Raw genomic sequence first — 17765 nt, 5'->3', positions numbered from 1 at the left:
TATTTAAGCACCTAGCAGCTTATTATGGAGACTGCTCAGTAATGTCCGTTCCATAATTTTGATTGTTTATTAGTTAATATTCCATAATTTCAATGAATTAGAAAGGTGAATGTTAAATAAAATAGTTTGTGTTGGATATTGCTGAGACTGCTCAGTAATATCCAACGCTCATAGAAAACACTAAACCTATATTTTTTATAAAGTTAATTTATGATTTTTTATAGAGTAAACTTTGTTTATTAGTATTTACTGAGACTTCTCAATAATTCCCAAAAGAGACAATATTTGATATTTATTTAAAAGTTTATTCTTCTATATCAACGTCCGTTTAAGACCTTAATTTGGCAATTATGCGACGGTAAGATTTGATTCTGTTTTTTAATCGAATCTTACCGTTCAAGTTAAGACTTATTTCTCTTATACAGTCTACTTGCAAGTTGCTAGTTCGAAGCTAGCTTTTTTATTTCCTGATTTCTTCTGAAAAACCATTTTTCACACATTAAATCGAATCTTTCTTGGACATTTATTCAAAGCTGCTATTGATGCTTATTTGCCAGGCTTTCTTGATAGTGCTTTAAATATTCTTGGTGCTTATTTTGATGCCATTGAATCAATGATTTTGATTTCTCTACCGCAAGGGTTTGGTATTTTATCGCATTATGAATGTCATCAAGGTCTGCATAAGCTTTTGCTAAAGAGGATAAAGCATAAGCCGATTCAGGGTAAAGTTCTGCCGTTTTTTGATAGATTGCTAGGCCTTTTTGACTATCTTTTTCCATCACAGACTTAGCCAGAGTTTTTAATGAACCTTCTGCAGATACGCTAAAACCATATTTTTTCTGAGAAATCTTACCGTAATAATCAATAATTGCTTGTACACCTTGCTGAGAAGTTTTTGAATCTGGTGCTAAGTCGATATGAATATCACTAAATAACGCTTCGATAGCGTTTATCGTAGAAATGATAGGTTGTGACATGTAATAGTTGCTGGTATTTCGATGAACCTGCCAATCGAGAGTCTCTGGTGCTGAAGTTTTTAACGCCTCTTCGAATAAATCAAAGGCTGGTAAGTTACCTTGTTCGTATTGATGTGTACCAGTGGCTAAATAGAGAAAACGCATTTTGTCATCTGTTGCCGTTAGCTTCATTTTTGCTTGCGATGTGATCATCGCAAAGTCATTTGCTAGTGAAGGACTCGTGATGATATAAGCATTAAAAAGGGATGGTCGATTCAGTAAAGTAAATAGACCGAATGCGCCATTCCCCATAAAGCCGCTATAAATTTTAAAGCCATTTGTTCTATAGTTTTCATCGATACTGGTTAGTAGATCGTTTTCAAAATAATCAAGCAGCGAATTATCTTGTGGTTCCTTTTCTAATTGTCGAAATAATTCTGCAAATTCAGCATTATAACTTGCTGGTGTAACGACAATCGACTCAAGCCAAGGCCAATCACCATTATGGCTTAACCAATCATGTAAGCCGCTAAGGTAAGGCTGACTGCGTGGGTGTAAATCAAAAATAACAAAATATTTTTTATCCTTTGCTTTAGCTTCATGATAACTTTTTGGTAGGGTAACGTTATATTCAATTGGGCCTTTAAATAGCTTAGAGGATATTTTAAGTGATTGAATTGGATTAAGTTCTTTAATATCTGTCGCTGTTGTTGAGAAGGACAGGGTACACATTAAAATGCTCAGACTCATTACTAGTGCTTTTATCATGGTTAAATCCTTGTATTAAACTGATTTGCTTTTATTTATCTGCTTACTTTACTTAAGTGCATTTTTTAATGGCGTTAAATATTGCTCAAAGTGTTTCCACTGCTCAGTGGCATTTTTATAAATAGGTTGGCGAACTTGCTCTGAACTAGGTGTTTTTATCGCGCGTTTTGTTTGATGAAAATCTATACATGACTGTTCAAAGTCTAATTGACAAAAATCTAAGATTCGACCCACTTGTGTTGCTAAGTCATCAACGACATCTTCGTGGTGCACGGTTAACACTTGATTGGGCAATACCTTTTCCCAGTGTGCCATCAGCTTTAAGTAAGCCTTGTAGTATCGACCTAAGTCATCAAGACTGTAGCTAAAATCTTGCCCTTCAGCGAATAGCTGCTTAAATCCACTAAAACAACAGGCCATAGGTGATCGGCGGGCGTCAATAATTTTTGCATTAGGGAGAATAAGCTTAATTAAGCCAATATGCAGAAAGTTATTGGGCATTTTGTCGATAAAAAATGGTGCTTGTTGACGATAGGTTTTCGTTTCATTAATAAACTGTTGACCAAAACGTTTAAAATAATCGCCGTTGATCTCAGCTAAATTTTTAGGATATTGGCTTTGCGTATTGTTTCTGCCACGAAGTCTTGATGCTAAACCTAAAATATTATGTAGCTCCATAGTGCCGTCTACTTGGCTATGTGAAGCAAGAATTTGTTCAAGCAAGGTTGAGCCGGCACGGGGCAGACCAACAATAAAAATGGCGTCGGGTGAGTCTAAGCCTAAATGCCCACGTTGTTGAAATAACTCAGCGGTACAATATTGTATTTGATCATTAACTTGTTGCTCAATTTTACTGATATCGAATTGATTATGTGTCGCTTGTAGTTGATTACCATGTTGATAGGCAGTAAAAGCTTGCTGGTAATTTTTTCTATCTTCAAATGCTTTACCGGTCGCAAAATAGAGTTGAATACTATCGGTTAATGGCAAGTTTTCTTGTGATTGCTGGTGTTGCATTTGGGTAATTTCGTCATCACTGAAACGGTAGGTTTTAGTGTTCGCTAAACTCCAATACGCATCGCCATAACTTGGCTTAAGTTGATAAGCGGTTTGGTAAGCCGTAATAGCTTTTGAGATGTCACCGTTTGCTTTAAGTGCATGACCTAATTGTAAATGAAACTCAGCCACCGTGTTGTTTTTCGCGATGACTTGTTCATATAAAGCAATGGCTTGTTCTAGCTCTCCTAAACCGGTAAAAATATTGGCTTGCGCGACTTGAAAGCTAAGATTATTAGGTTGTGCTTTTAGTAAAATAGCCACCTGTTGTTCAGCTAATTGGTATTTGCCAATTTTAATCAGTAGATTCAAATATTGTGAGCGTGCGTAAATATGACTTGGCTCTAGTTCAAGCGCGCTAGCTAACAAAAACTCGGCATCATCATAGACTTTCAATTCAATGCCAATTTCGGCGAGTAAGCACATGCCTTCGATATGATGTTTATTTTGTTGTAAAAAATGACGACAAATTTGATCCGCTTTTAATACGTTTCCTTCGTGCATTAATTCAATTACTGCAAGCAATGCGGGTGGTAATTTTTTGAGTTTTGCCAATTGGTTGGCGGCAATTTGTACGTCATCAACACGTTCACTGTCGCGATATAAATTGATGAGCTCTTGCCAACTTGCCACTAAACTAGGGTTTAGCTTGACTGCTTGCTCAAAGGAGAGAATCGCTTGTGACGGTTTTGCTAAAGCAAGTTGTACATAACCTTGTTCTTGATAGGCTCTCGCATGCGATTTATTTAACTTAAGTAACGCTTGAATACTAATAAGCGCTTCGCTGTATGCTTTTTTATAACGTTGTGCCACTGCGATTAAATACCAAAGTTCAATGAGTGGTTGCTTTTCTAAAGGCTGAGTGCTTGATGTTTGTTCTTGCAATGTTGTTGCTTGTAAAATAGCCTCGTCGAATTTTGCCGTTTGAATTAATTGTTGAATCGCCTTAATTTGTGTGGCTAATTCGGGGGAAATTGGTTTATTCAACGATGACGCTCCATAAGTGTTTTTGTCGAGAAAAAATAAGCGAAAATACTGTAACAATAAAAAGCCGCTTGATATAGGTATCAAACGGCTTTTATTGGGATATTACTTTGGATTAGTACTTTGATTTATTAAGCTAATTTATTAAGTAATAGAAATATTTAGTAAAAATCATAAGAAAATCTAAAGCCAATGGTACGTGGTCTATTGGTCACAACTTTTGGAGTAAATTGTTGGGTATCAATATTTAAAGTAGCATTTTCATCGGTTAAGTTATCGATAAAAAGTTCTGCTTTCCATTCGTCGTTTGTTACGCCAAAACTTAGGTTTGCCAGAATGTAACTATCTGCTACATAACGACCGCCTTTGAATGTATTGCCATTACGGTCTTGGTAATTAACGCCAGAATAAACACTCGCTTCATTTTCAATGCTTAAACCTGATCCTCTGCCATAGATCAATTGACTTGTATCTTCAACCACATTGGCATTCATGGTCATACCCGTTAACCTATCGCCGGTATAACTGATAGAGCCATTGATATAACCAGACATATTGCCTTTAATAGGATAATAGTAACTTGCTTGTAAATTACCTGAAAATTCAGCGGTAAACGGTAATCGACTGCCCACTGGCGGTGCTATGCCAACAAGTTCGTCATTGACCGAAGTTAGCTCAGTATCAATCCAACTAAATGCGCCAGAAATAATTAGGCTGTCAGTAGCAGCCCAAGTAAAGTCACCATCAACACCTCTAATTTCTGCATCACCTACGTTATCAGTAAATACTAAGAAACTGATGTTAGTTGGATCAAATCGTGAGGTTTGTAAGTCAGATATTTCAGAGTAATAAGCTGTCGCATTAAAGCGTAGCGATTGATCGAATAACGTTGATTTAATCCCTAATTCTATATTATCTAAACTATCAGTCGTTGAGTAAACGGGGATACGAAATCCCTCAAAAGCACCTTCTTGAGACGTAGCTGAGCCACCTCCTACTCGGTTAGTAACTGGTGGTCTAAATCCTTCAGAGTAGGATGCAAATAGCATCACATCTTCTGAGACTTTCCAATCAATTGAGGTTTTGATGATCGTATCATCTACGGTTAACTTACCATCGCTATCTAATAAGCTTGTTTCTAATTGACCACTTGCAATAGCGGCTTGAATTGCCGCGGCTTCATCAGCGCCAAAAAATTCAGTTAATGCAGCGTCGCTTCCGTCACCAAATGCACGTAGTCGGCCACTTACATCTACTGTTGAAGTAGAGCCTTTATAAATATCATCAATTTGATACCAACGCGCGCCAAAACTTGCGGTAACAGTCTCTGTTAAATCAAATTCAAATTGACCAAATACGGCTATTTGATCAATGGTGTGAGTGACATCATTAATGAAACTAACTTCAGAAGGGAAAGGTCCACCATCACTATTAATACCCTCATTACCTGGAAGTGTACGTTGCAAGTCAGTAAAGAGAGGTAAATCAGTATTCGCTATATTAAATTGCCCAACGGTTGATAACTCTTGTGAATCATAAAAAATTCCGGCAGTGACACGCCAGCGGTTTTCTGCAGAGGTGTTTGCGCGTAATTCATGAGTGATACGCGATGCACTGGTATCTTCTTTATAATATTTTGTTGGATCAAGACATTCTTGAACTTCAGGTGCTGCTGAGTAATTACAAAGGTAGTAGGTAGCAAATAAGCCGCCATTGGTATAACCCGTGTAATCAATCGTTGAGTTAATATCTCTATCTAAATAGCCACCAGTGTAAACAATATCTAATTGTTCAAGACGGCCTGCTAATGTCCAAGTGGTTAAACCAAAATCGTCATTGTTATTTTCTGGTTGAAAACGATTGGTTGATTCCTCTCCCTCAAGGTTAGGGTCATACGCAAATACCCCTTCAGTGTCGAGAGATTGTTGCGTGTGCTGTACTAGCAATTCCCATTCATCATTAATCAGATAAGATAAGCCAAAACGAGCACCAGCATAATTCGTGGTGTTATAATTTTCTTCAACTAAGCGAGCATTTTGTGGTGACACTATTGGTGTATTTTCTGGATCGGCTAATTTTCCCCAACCAGCAGAAATTCTATCGACAACGACAGCACTGCCAATATAACCACCTTCACCAGGTACATTGAGAATGTTATCAATCCAACCGCCAGCATGATCATTATAGGCAGCAACACGTACTGCAATATCATTAGAGAGGGACATATTAAAATAAGCTTCAACAGAGTTACTCATGTCGCCGCCTTTTGTGCTGCTAATACTGGTATCAAAACCGGCAGCAAAACCATCGTGGGTTGGTTTATTCGTTATTAAGCGTACCGTACCTGATTGCGAACTTGCACCAAAGAGTGTGCCTTGTGGGCCGGGTAATACTTCAACACGTTCAACGTCAGTCGCGTATACATCTAAATTACGCCCTTGCATTGAAACGGGCTGTTCATCTAGGTAAAAAGCAACGGAAGGTTGTAGGGCTTGCACCGATGAAACGGAAATGTTTGTTTGGTTAGTAGCTGCTCCGCGCATGATTATTTCATTTTGTCCGGGGCCAGTACCCTGAAAAGAGACACTTGGTAAAAATTCGACATATTCATCAAAATTGGCAACACCAAGCTTTTCTAAACTATCACCTGTTATAGCTGTAACGGTGACGGGGACTTCTTGAATAGATTCCGCACGCTTAGTTGCGGTAACTTCGATTACTTCAATAGCTGATCTTTCTTTTTTGTTTATTTCTTCTGCATTGAGAGGGCTAGAAGCAGCTATCGCAGTGATAACTGCACAGTGCAGCTTGGTGAGTTTCATATTATTTATCCCTAATAATTATTATCATTCATGTACAATAGATACTATTAGAACTCTAACTATATTTATTGGCATTTGTAGTCTAGCAATATAAGTGTATTTTATCAAAAGCTTACTAGGTAAGAGTTTTTTATAAATATTTTGCTTTGCTATGTTGAATATATTGCAGGATGTTTACACCAAGTAATATCTAGATATAATATCAATTCAAATTAAATTTAGGGAAAGGCATTGTCACTAGCTACTAAGAGTCAATTAAATAAGAAAGTATTTGTTAGTGCTTCTTCTATTATTATTGCGTTATTAATTTATACCGCTTTATTACCAAAGCAAGCTCAAGCGTTATTCAATTTAATGCAAACAAGTATTGTTGATAATGGCAGTTGGTTTTATGTACTTACCGTAGCCTTTATTTTCTTTTTTGTTATCTTTTTAGGTTTTTCTCGCTATGGAGAAATTCGATTAGGGCCTGATCATGCCGTTCCTGATTATTCTTTAATGACTTGGCTTTCTATGTTGTTTGCCGCAGGCATGGGCATAGGCTTAATGTTTTTTGGCGTGGCTGAGCCACTCATGCATTATTTGTCACCTCCAACTGCTGAAACAGGAACAGTTGCTGCGGTGCAAGAAGCGATGAAAATGACCTTTTTTCATTGGGGACTTCATGCTTGGGCAATTTACGCAATTGTTGCTTTAGTGTTGGCATATTTTAGTTATCGTCATAATTTACCCTTAACATTACGTTCAGCTTTATATCCTTTAATTGGTGAAAGAATTTATCAATGGCCGGGGCATTTAGTGGATATTTTTGCCGTAGTTGGCACTGTGTTTGGTGTGGCTACTTCGCTTGGTCTTGGGGCATCGCAAGTCAATGCTGGTTTTAGTTATTTATTTGATATTGACGTTTCTATTACTAATCAAATCGTGATCATGTGTGCAATAACTTTGTTAGCGGTTATCTCAGTTGCTACGGGTTTAGACAAAGGCGTGCGAAGATTGTCTGAAGCTAATATGATTTTAGCGATCATTTTATTAGCGCTTATCTTTATCGTCGGCCCTACGGTATTTTTGTTACAAGCATATTTACAAAATATTGGTGAATATCTTGCTGATATTGTTCATAACACGTTTAACTTATTTGCCTATAAAAAAACAAATTGGATAGGTGGCTGGACAATTTTTTATTGGGGCTGGTGGTTAGCTTGGGCGCCTTTTGTAGGTTTATTTATTGCGCGTATTTCTCGCGGCCGCACCATAAAAGAATTTATTGTTGGTGTGACACTCATTCCTACCGTTTTTACTTTATTTTGGATGACAGTGTTTGGTAATAGCGCGATAGATTTGGTTTATAACCAAGGTGTGGTTGAACTTGGCGAAATGGTTAGCAAAGACTCTTCTGTCGCTTTGTTTGTCTTTTTAGAAAACTTTCCTTTAACGTCAGTCTTGTCATTTTTTAGCGTGTTAATGATAGTGATATTTTTCGTTACTTCATGTGATTCAGGTGCCATGGTGGTTGATATGCTTTGCTCGCATGGAAAAAATGATACACCTCTATGGCAGCGTGTTTATTGGGCTGTTGGTATAGGTGTGGTTGCTGCGATATTGCTGTTAGTAGGTGGGCTTAATGCCTTACAAACTATGACAATTGCAAGTGCTTTACCCTTTGCTATTGTGCTAATTCTTGCCATTGTCGGTTTAATAAAAGCGTTAAGGGTTGAAGCTTGTAAACAAGATAGCCAACAATTAACGGCGATACCTCATGCGACTAATGAGCACAACAATAGTTGGCAATTACGTTTAAAGAGTGTGGTGGATTTTCCCAATAAAACGAATGTGAATAAATTTATCAATCAAACGGTTGCCCCTGCTTTTGAATTAGTCGCGAAGGAGTTACAGGAAAATCAAATTAATGTTCGTATTTCGCATGACAATGGTTTGCGTTTAACGGTTGAACATGGAGACGAGCAAACCTTTGTTTATCAGGTGCTTGCCCAAAAGTACTCGCAGCCAGATTTTGTCCAAGAACCAGATGACGAGCAAAGTTATTATCGTGTAGAGGTGCATTTACTTGAAGGTGGGCAAGACTATGACATTATGGGGTGGTCGAAAGATGCGGTGATCAATAACATTATTGATCAATACCATAAACATCTGCATTTTTTACACTTATTACGTTAAATGAGGTAGCGTCAGGTTTTCTCTGGCGCTACATCAATCCCTATTAAATTGGTCAGTAATTGTTTAAAAATCGCTAAGTATTGCGCTCTTTAAATATGTTTTAGCTTACTTAAATATACGTTATTGAATATATGCCTCTTCATATATGGTGTTAAACGCAAATTCATTATCGGCATTTGCATTCATTTGCAGTTTTCTCGCAATATCACTCGAGGATATAACCCCTCGAATATGATGATTATATCTGTCTAAAACTAAACAATGTCTTAATCTATAATCTCCCAAAGTCGAGATAATATCTCCTACGGTAGCGTTTACTAGATCATTGAGTTCAAAGGCATGAAGTTGATATTTTGGGATCATTAAATCTTTTACCAATATATCTTCTCTGCGAATTCCTTTAGAAAGTCTAGCGATAATATTTTGCTCTGATATTTCATTTGTACTGATAATACCTAAAAAATCTTCTTCATTAGAAATAGCTACATTCATACGAACATGGGATTTTTGCATTAATTGTAGTGCTTGAGATGCGATAGTGTCCGCTTCTATGACTTGAGCTTTTTGATATTTAAAGTCGGTAAACACTGACAGGGCAGAAGAAGATAGATTTATATTTTCAGTACGGTCTAACGATAGAATATTGTCAACCGCTGTTAAATTGACTAATGGTAATTTTTTCATGGTAACCTCGTTTCTTGCACAATGTTGCGCAATTAATTTTTAAATAGTAAATGTGGTAAGTACTAAGTAAAACGAGGTGGTGCACGGGTATTTATAGTTGCTAAATATGCAGGATAAATAAAAGGAGATTGATAATTGTCTGATCGAAAAGCTTTACTAAATTGATAAGCTTTAGGCTCAGTGTTTAAGGTGGTGTCTGAGTCATCTGAATTTGGATCCTTTTTATTTGAAGGTTCAAATAACTCAAGATGGCTATTTTCAACATCGGCTAATAACGCTTGATCTATTGCACCACTATTACTTCCACTGAAGGAGATAATAGCCTGCAATATAAAAAATACTTTTAAGTATCTAATCATCATTGGTCATGTTATTACGATTGATAGCCATATTTTAAAGATAAGGCCTGTTAAACTAAATTTAAAGGCATCAATCGTAATTTTTAAAATTTATCAGGGTTAGCCATTAATCAAAAAGTGCACACCTATACTGGCGATATATCCTAAAACAATAACCCATGACCATTTTAAATGACCTAAGAATGAATATACTCCTTTGGTTTGTCCCATAAGAGCAACGCCTGAGGCTGAGCCGATAGATAACAAACTTCCTCCAACACCAGCGGTCATCGTTACTAATAACCATTGTTGTAAGTCCATGGTAGGGTGCATGCTTAAAACTGCGAAGACAACCGGTATGTTATCGACAATTGCTGAAAGTACGCCTACAGCAATATTTGCATAAGTAGGGCTCCAATGACTATACATAGCTTCAGAAACTAAGCTTAAATACCCCATAAAGCCTAAGCCACCAACACACATTACGACACCATAAAAGAATAAAAGCGTATCCCATTCTGCCCGAGCGACTTTTTCAAAAATATCAAACGGGATAATATTGCCATGCATTTTTAAGGCTTTTTCATCTTTATTTGCTTGCGCTTTACTGCGCTTTTTATCGAGCGAACGAGGTAAACTTAAACGTAAGTAATAGCCAAAAAATTTCAAATAACCTAAGCCCATCATCATGCCTAATACCGGTGGCATATTAACAAAGCTATGGCACATTACGGCTGTAGCTATGGTAAAGACAAATAAAGCAACAATTCTTTTTGCGCCGCGTTTTAATTGAAATGAGTCATCAAGGATCGTTTCTGATTTCTCATTCGAGATAAAAAAGCTCATGATAATCGCAGGGACTAAAAAGTTAACTAATGACGGAATAAATAACACAACAAATTGTTCAAACTTAACTAAACCAGCTTGCCATATCATCAAGGTTGTTATATCGCCAAAAGGACTAAATACTCCGCCAGCGTTAGCCGCAACTACAATATTTATACAGGCAATATTGATAAACTTTTTATCTTTATTGGCAACCTTAAGGACAATGGCACACATTAGCATGGCTGTTGTTAGGTTATTGGCAAAAGAAGAAATTGCAAAAGCTAAAATACCGGTTAACCAAAATAACGATCTGAGACTTAATCCTTTTGAGACCATCCAAATTCGTAAGCGCTCAAAGATGCCCCGTTCTTCCATTGAGTTAATATAAGTCATGGCAACAAGTAAGAATAAAAGTAATTGCGCATACTCTAAAAGATTATGATTAAAAGCATGCTCAGCTTCATCAGGAATGCCGTTTTGGGTATAAATCCAACCTATGATCAGCCAGATGATGCCTGCTGCAACTAATACAGGTTTAGACTTTCTTAAGTGAATTAAGTCTTCACCTATGACCAGTAAGTAGGCAATAACAAATAAGCTTAAAGCAGTGAAACCAAAAACAGAGTTGGTTAAGTCAATGCTACCTGGCTCAGATGCGAAAGAAGAAAAAGAACAAATTAAATAGAAAAAACAAAATAACAGCGATTTAAACATGAGGGGGTATTCTCAAAAGCTATAAATTAGTATAGATAAACGTGAATTGTTGGCACTATATCTACCAAGATTTATAGTATTAACGTTATGTTAACTATTATATAAATAATGCCTTAGTAAAGCATGCTATTTTTATGGTTAAGTAAGTCTTTCTTTAATTAAGTTATGTCAATTTTATCTATTATTTTTTCTTCTCTTCCGTAACAGATAATTATTAATTAAGGGAAGTTTCTGGGTGTAGGTCAATCCAAAGATTTTTACGAGATAAAGGTGTTTTATCGGACAGAAAAGGGTTCTTCAATGAAAAAACCTTTCGTGTTGTTTGACGAATATCATTGATGATTTCATCATGATATTTGAAAAATATTTGATTAAAACTTCCATCGCTAATGGCTTGCTCTAGCCCTAATGAAATGTCATGCGCTAACATTGAGTTTTCTTTTCCAACATAAAAATAATAGGCGGTTGGGTAATGAATAAGAAGGCTTTTTTCTTTAGTAATATTTAAATGTTTGTGCGCTTGAAGTTCAGCGTCTATCTCCAATACTGAACGGGGAAAATAATCAATACGTCCTTTATCTAACATATAAAATAAACCTTCATAGTCACTGCCTTTAGCTACTTTAATATGGTTACTTTCGAGTATTTGGGTATCACTCCAGCGATGAAATTGTCCAGGGATAAGCCGTTTAAATGCCGCTAACGTTTGAATGCTAGTAAATAACTTCTGATTATTTTTATTAATTAGCGGCATTCGCCAGCCATTTAGTCCTTTTAAAAGAGGAATTCTTATTGGAGTACTTTTGTTTTCTCTTGCTAATGTTGCTCCACCTATAACAATGTCTATTCCTTTATTGATATTCATAAAGTCAAAAGCTCTATCTTTAGGAAGCTCTCCTTGATAACTGGATAATTGATAATGCTTTTCAGGAAAATATGATAAAGCATTTAGCAATTGTTCGTATTGGTAACTTTTACTATTGGTACCAAACAAGATGAGTTCTTTGGCTTGTAATAATTGCGGGCTCAGAAGAATAATAAAAAAGAACAGGGTAATTTTATTCAGCATTGAAATTCAGTGTGGTTAAAGTATTTACTTATCATAGTTTATATTAAATATATCGTTAAGTGTCGTAGTGTGACCGCTATTTTTTGTATGAAAATTGTTCGCCTTGGTAATCCCTTCTTTACGCTTTTCAAATTGAACGAAAAAATTAAACCAAGAAAATAAGGTGAAAACACTATTCTTCTTTCATTAGATTAAGTAAATTAAGGCGATATTAATAATAACAAAGATGATTTTCGATGGCAGCTTCAAGAGGCGAGTTTAGTTCTCGTATTGGTTTTATCATGGCAGCAGCGGGTTCAGCTGTTGGGCTTGGAAATATTTGGGGATTCCCAACGCAAACGGCAAGTAACGGCGGTGCGGCGTTTGTACTCGTGTATTTAGTGCTAGCATTTTGTTTAGCTTATCCTGCTTTTATGGCGGAATTATTAATTGGTCGTTACGGGCAAGCTAACGCGGTCACTTCATTGCAAAAAATGTCTCGTACCTTATTTCATAAGCGTTTTGCCTTTTTAGTAGGGTTTGGCGGAGTCATTTGCGCGGCCTTAATTCTTAGTTTTTACGGGATTTTAGCCGGTTGGATGATTTCATATGCCATTGAGCCGGTAGCAAAAGTGATTGGTAGTGATGCCACAGCTACTTGGGTTATTTCTCAATCTTTACCTCGTAATATTATGTTTACCGCTATTTTCATGTTTTTAACGGTATTTGTCATCCGACGCGGCGTTGAAGACGGTATTGAAAAGTGGTCAAAGCGTTTAATGCCTTTGCTTATTACCCTATTAATTATTTTGATCGGCTATGTTTTTACGTTAGACGGTGCAACAGAAGGGTTAAATGCTTATTTAAATCCTGATATTTCGCGCGTGTTAGAGCCTGATTTATTAATTAGTGCTTTAGGACAAGCATTCTTTTCATTGTCATTAGGTACCAGTGTTATGGTGATTTATGGCTCTTATATTTCTAAAACAGAAAATTTAGTAACACTCGGTGCACAAGTAACGTTAATAGATGTATCAATTGCCTTTTTAGCCGGGTTATTGATCATCCCGGCCATGTATGTTGCGCAAGCGCAAGGTGTTGCTATTTTTGCTGAAGATGGCAGCTTGATCTCTGGTTCTGGATTAGTTTTCACTGTGTTACCTAGCTTGTTTGAAACTATGGGCGGCATGGGATTATTTGTTGCTTTTGCATTTTTTATTTTGATGTCTGTTGCAGCATTAACGTCATCAATATCAATGCTCGAAGGACCGGTTTCTTATGTCGTAGAGCGCCATAATGTTGAACGTAAAAAAGCGACGACTTTTATCGGTATATTAATCTTTATTATGAGTGTCGCTATCATTAGTAATATTAGTGTGATGTTAGACTTTGTTGCAACGCTGGCAACAGAATATGGCCAACCAATTATCGCCATGCTGTGTTGTGTCTTTGTTGGATGGATCTGGCATAGAAGCGAAATTTTAAAAGAACTTCAAGAAGGTAATGAGACCGTTGAGAATGGCTTATTTTGGAAAATTTGGCCATGGTACACCAAATTTATTTGCCCAACGGCTATCTTGATAGTGTTTATCCATTCACTGTAACTTACTCACAATAATAAAAAACCAGTAACTATGTTACTGGTTTTTTTTGGCTGATATTTATTGTAAGACAAACTCTTGCACTTGTTTTACAGAAGCCGCGCCCACCTTTCTATCGATAACTTCACCATCTTTAAGCAATAGTAAGGTTGGAATGCCTCGAATAGAAAATTGACTCATTAATGTTTGCGCCTGATCCGCATCAACTTTTACCACTTTGATATCTTGGTTTTCATTGGCAATTTGTTCTACGACTGGAGCAATCATTTTGCATGGTCCGCACCATGGTGCATAAAAATCGACTAATACTTTGCCTGCATGTTGGCTAACTTCTTCATTAAATTGTTCTGCAGTAATTTCGTTAACTTGACTCATATTTTTTCCTTTCATGACTTTAGCTGGTTTGTTTATCGATAGTGTATTTCGCTTGTTTTCATTTGATTAGTCCGGTTAAATAGAAAAGATTGTTTCATAAATAGGATAATAAAATTGATTGATGCGTTTAATGGTTATTTATACTTTGTAACAATTGTCGAACAAGGCTCGATAACGCAGGCGTCTCGTGTGTTATCAATACCTAAATCTAAACTTAGCCGACGTTTAGCTTTATTAGAGCAGCAATTAGGGAGTCAATTACTCTTAAGAACCACACGAAAGCAACAATTAACAGAAAGCGGCTTGTTACTTTATCAAGCATGTAAACCACATGTTGAAGCGTTGAATGTTATGGAGAGTTTAGTTCATGACAAACAAAATAAAATTATAGGAAAATTGAGTATATTATTGCCGTTAGAGTTTTTTAATAAGGTGATAAGTGCGTTGATCACTGAGTTTGCTTTTAAATATCCTGATATTGAAATTCATTGCCATCATTATTCTGATGCATATCCTGAATTTGATCATCAATATGATTTAGTCTTTGTTTTACATGAAAAAGCTTTACCAACTTCACATTGGATTGGCAAAACTCTATTAAGTTTTCCACAATCTATATATGTTCATGAGAGTGCTGATTTAGGGAATAAAAATGCCATTGAAGAGCTGGTTTTACATAAAGCGATTGCTGCATCAGAAAGCGAGCAATGGTTATTTAGAAACAAAGATAATGTACAAGTGTTCACACCTAATATTGCGATGGTGTTATCAAGCAATGAAATGCGTTTAGAGGCTTGTCAACGAGGCGTGGGAATTGTCAAACTACCTGATTATATTGCAAAAAATAATCCTAAACTGAATGTGCTTTCACTTGAGCATAATGTGATGGCGCAACAGTTAACGATATTATTTCAAAGCCGAAATATACCGGCAAAAACACGCACATTTATCGATTATTTTCAAAGTAAGTTAGGTTGCTTAACGAATGAATAATAAAATATATCGTTTAATCAACACTTGAAAAGTATATTACCGTTAACTCTAAGCGTTTATCTTTGGCCAAGCTAAAGACCAAGGGGCAGTTAATTGTTTTAACACGTTATTGATGTTTTCTTCTAGATACTCTTTACCAACTTTAGGAGGTAAAACATATTGATATTCTTTTTCATTTAGGGTGAATTTTAATGCGTAGGCATGCAAATATCCGCGATCCGAAATAGAACTAGCGTAGTAGTTAGGATCTCCAATAATGGGCGAACCTAAACTATTAAGCGCTACCCTAATTTGATGGGTTTTACCCGTGTAAGGCTTAACAATAAATAACCGGTTCCCTCGGTTAAGCCCATAACTAAAAAATTGACTAATCGCAGGGTTATTTTGACTACGTAATAACTTCCAGGTACCACGGCGACTTTTTTCCATATCCCCTTTGATCAAGCCTTGTTTTTTACGGGGCTTTTTATCACTGATCGCCAAGTAATATTTATCAATATGTCGGTTTTCAAATAACTGTTGAAATTGAATAGCAGCGTTTTTATTTTTAGCAAAAATTATTAAACCAGAGGTCATTTTATCTAAACGATGTACTGGGTATAAATCGTCTGGAGATAACGCAGTCTTTATTTGATTAAAGAAACCTTGTTGGTTTTCATCATCATGAAAACCAACGCCAGATGGTTTATTAACAATAATAAAATCAGCTTGTTCATCAACGATTTCAAGCTCATTTTCAATCTTGTCAGTCATTAAAAAGTGAAGCCTATGATGGTGTATATTATCAGCGTTATTCCTCCACCAACCAGTGCGTATGGTAATTGAGTTTTTACATGTTCAAAGTGATCACAACCACTGGCAATAGAGGCAACAACCGTGGTATCTGAAATGGGTGAGGCATGATCGCCAAAAATACCGCCACCTAGTACCGCAGCAACTAAAAACTCAACCGGTATACCTGTTTGCTGGGCAATTGGAATGGCAATCGGTATTAAAATGGCGAAGGTTCCCCATGAAGTACCAGTAGCAAATGCCATAAATGCCGCGGCAATAAATAAAATAGGGGCGAGTAAATATTGAGGTACTTCGACATTTAATAACTGACTAACATAAACCCCGGTTCCTAGCTCTTTGATGGCATCACCAAAAGCAAAAGAAAGCACTAAAATTGCTACAGCTGGCGCCATGTGCTTAATGCCTTTCCAAGAGTGATTTAAAATGCTGTTAAATGTCATCAACCGGTATGATTTAATCATGGTTACTAAAATTATCAACGCACTTACGATGGCCCAAAATACTGAAAATGAGCCTGATCCTCTGCGCATATCTCCTTCGCCTGTGATCCACAATAAGGTTAAGGTGATGCCTAATAAGGCTAATAAAGGCAACCACATGATCACGGCTGGCGCATGATGTTCTACATGATGGGTATTGTCTTGATTAATGACAGAATTTGCATGTTTCATTGGGCCAAAAACCCTGCCGCTATAGGCAGTGTAATAAGCCATGAGTACGGCAATAATGGCATAAAAGTTATAACCTACCGTGCCAATTAAAATGCCAACAGGATCATCAAAACTATAACCGTCGAGCAATCCTAAAACGTAAGCACCCCAGCCATTGATTAACAATAAAATGCTGATAGGCGCACAAGTTGAATCAACTAAATAAGCTAAACGTGCGCGGCTAAGCTTATGTTGATCAAAGAGCTTTTGGCTCGCCATGCCTGCGGTAAACATACTTAAATTCGTGTCGGTAAAAATACTGGTACCGACCACCGTAGGTAAAATAGCGGCTTGCCGTGAATTCTTCACAAGATTTAATCGCGCTAATAAGGCGATAAAACCATTTACCGCTCCTGACTGGTTCATTAACGCAACAAGTGCACCAATTAATAAACTAAAGGTGACAATATAAACATTGCCGATAGACGAAAAAACATTAATAAGTCCTACAGCACTATTGGTTATCCCTTCAATGGGTTGCCAATTAGCAACCATCAAAAAACTGAGCAACATGCCACTAAACAAAGCTAATAACGCATTCTTTCGCCAAATAGCAATGATGATAGCAATGACAGGAGGTAGAAGGGTTAAAGGACTATCTTGCATATTAGGTTTATTCTACTTGTTATAATTTCGCTAAACTTTACCTGATGTTCTATATATTAGAAATAGCTCAAGCAAAAATTACTGGTTAATATGACGAATAGCACAGTATTTTCTATCGATAACATTTAGAGAAATATATTGTATTGATGCTCGGTCTAATTTACCAATAGCATATTCGTTCTGGGTATTTGATAGTATTTTAGTTATATTCTTATAAGAAAATAACACAATAAAAAACTCGATGACCATTGAAATATCAACCATTACCCCTTAAATAGGTAATCAGTAACTGCTTCATGCAACAAGGAT

13 protein-coding genes are annotated in these 17765 nt (G+C 36.6%); 3 read left to right on the top strand and 10 right to left on the bottom strand.

Features of this window, described 5'->3' with window-relative positions; genetic code table 11:
- Nucleotides 1-536 precede the first annotated feature (536 nt).
- The 3 genes from Q4493_RS02045 to Q4493_RS02035 form a co-directional block, all read right to left on the bottom strand.
- Nucleotides 537-1724, bottom strand: a complete 1188-nt coding sequence (locus tag Q4493_RS02045; protein ID WP_303449023.1) for an esterase — start codon at nt 1722-1724, stop codon at nt 537-539.
- A gap of 48 nt (nt 1725-1772) precedes the next feature.
- Complete coding sequence (locus Q4493_RS02040) at nt 1773-3767, bottom strand: tetratricopeptide repeat-containing sulfotransferase family protein (RefSeq protein WP_303449021.1); 1995 nt, start codon at nt 3765-3767, stop codon at nt 1773-1775.
- Nucleotides 3768-3925: 158 nt separating this feature from the next.
- Nucleotides 3926-6586, bottom strand: coding sequence for a TonB-dependent receptor (locus Q4493_RS02035; RefSeq protein ID WP_303449019.1), 2661 nt, complete (start codon nt 6584-6586; stop codon nt 3926-3928).
- A 231-nt stretch (nt 6587-6817) separates the two neighbouring features.
- Between Q4493_RS02035 and Q4493_RS02030 the strand changes: the two genes are divergently transcribed.
- A complete protein-coding gene (locus Q4493_RS02030; RefSeq protein ID WP_303449017.1) occupies nt 6818-8764 on the top strand; it encodes a choline BCCT transporter BetT in 1947 nt (648 codons plus the stop codon).
- 120 nt (nt 8765-8884) lie between these two features.
- Here Q4493_RS02030 and Q4493_RS02025 read toward each other — a convergent pair whose 3' ends face one another.
- From Q4493_RS02025 to Q4493_RS02010, 4 genes are all read right to left on the bottom strand, one after another.
- Nucleotides 8885-9448, bottom strand: coding sequence for a CBS domain-containing protein (locus Q4493_RS02025; RefSeq protein ID WP_303449016.1), 564 nt, complete (start codon nt 9446-9448; stop codon nt 8885-8887).
- Nucleotides 9449-9510: 62 nt separating this feature from the next.
- Nucleotides 9511-9810 carry a hypothetical protein gene (locus Q4493_RS02020; RefSeq protein ID WP_303449015.1) on the bottom strand — a complete coding sequence of 100 codons (300 nt, stop codon included), beginning with the start codon at nt 9808-9810 and terminating at the stop codon, nt 9511-9513.
- A 96-nt stretch (nt 9811-9906) separates the two neighbouring features.
- A complete protein-coding gene (gene nhaD / locus Q4493_RS02015) occupies nt 9907-11328 on the bottom strand; it encodes a sodium:proton antiporter NhaD (RefSeq protein WP_303449014.1) in 1422 nt (473 codons plus the stop codon).
- Nucleotides 11329-11542: 214 nt separating this feature from the next.
- Nucleotides 11543-12397 (bottom strand): hypothetical protein, encoded by an 855-nt coding sequence (locus tag Q4493_RS02010; protein WP_303449012.1) that lies wholly within the window; start codon nt 12395-12397, stop codon nt 11543-11545.
- A gap of 236 nt (nt 12398-12633) precedes the next feature.
- On the opposite strand from Q4493_RS02010, the gene Q4493_RS02005 reads away from it, so the two are divergent.
- Nucleotides 12634-13980 carry a sodium-dependent transporter gene (locus Q4493_RS02005; RefSeq protein WP_303449011.1) on the top strand — a complete coding sequence of 449 codons (1347 nt, stop codon included), beginning with the start codon at nt 12634-12636 and terminating at the stop codon, nt 13978-13980.
- Between the two features lie 57 nt (nt 13981-14037).
- On the opposite strand, the gene trxA is transcribed toward Q4493_RS02005, so the two are convergent.
- Entirely contained in the window at nt 14038-14352 is a 315-nt protein-coding gene (gene trxA, locus Q4493_RS02000) for a thioredoxin (RefSeq protein ID WP_368506773.1), read from the bottom strand.
- A 114-nt stretch (nt 14353-14466) separates the two neighbouring features.
- On the opposite strand from trxA, the gene Q4493_RS01995 reads away from it, so the two are divergent.
- Nucleotides 14467-15345 carry a LysR family transcriptional regulator gene (locus tag Q4493_RS01995; RefSeq protein WP_303449008.1) on the top strand — a complete coding sequence of 293 codons (879 nt, stop codon included), beginning with the start codon at nt 14467-14469 and terminating at the stop codon, nt 15343-15345.
- A gap of 48 nt (nt 15346-15393) precedes the next feature.
- Here Q4493_RS01995 and Q4493_RS01990 read toward each other — a convergent pair whose 3' ends face one another.
- Nucleotides 15394-16098, bottom strand: coding sequence for a TIGR01621 family pseudouridine synthase (locus Q4493_RS01990; protein ID WP_303449007.1), 705 nt, complete (start codon nt 16096-16098; stop codon nt 15394-15396).
- Nucleotides 16098-17456 (bottom strand): Na+/H+ antiporter NhaC family protein, encoded by a 1359-nt coding sequence (locus tag Q4493_RS01985; RefSeq protein ID WP_303449006.1) that lies wholly within the window; start codon nt 17454-17456, stop codon nt 16098-16100. Before Q4493_RS01985 ends, Q4493_RS01990 begins: the two co-directional genes overlap by 1 nt.
- Between the last annotated feature and the right edge of the window lie 309 nt (nt 17457-17765).

This window comes from Colwellia sp. 1_MG-2023 (assembly GCF_030546755.1).
Classification (GTDB): Bacteria; Pseudomonadota; Gammaproteobacteria; order Enterobacterales; family Alteromonadaceae; genus Thalassotalea_H.
This window is presented reverse-complemented; position numbering and strand designations above follow the sequence as displayed.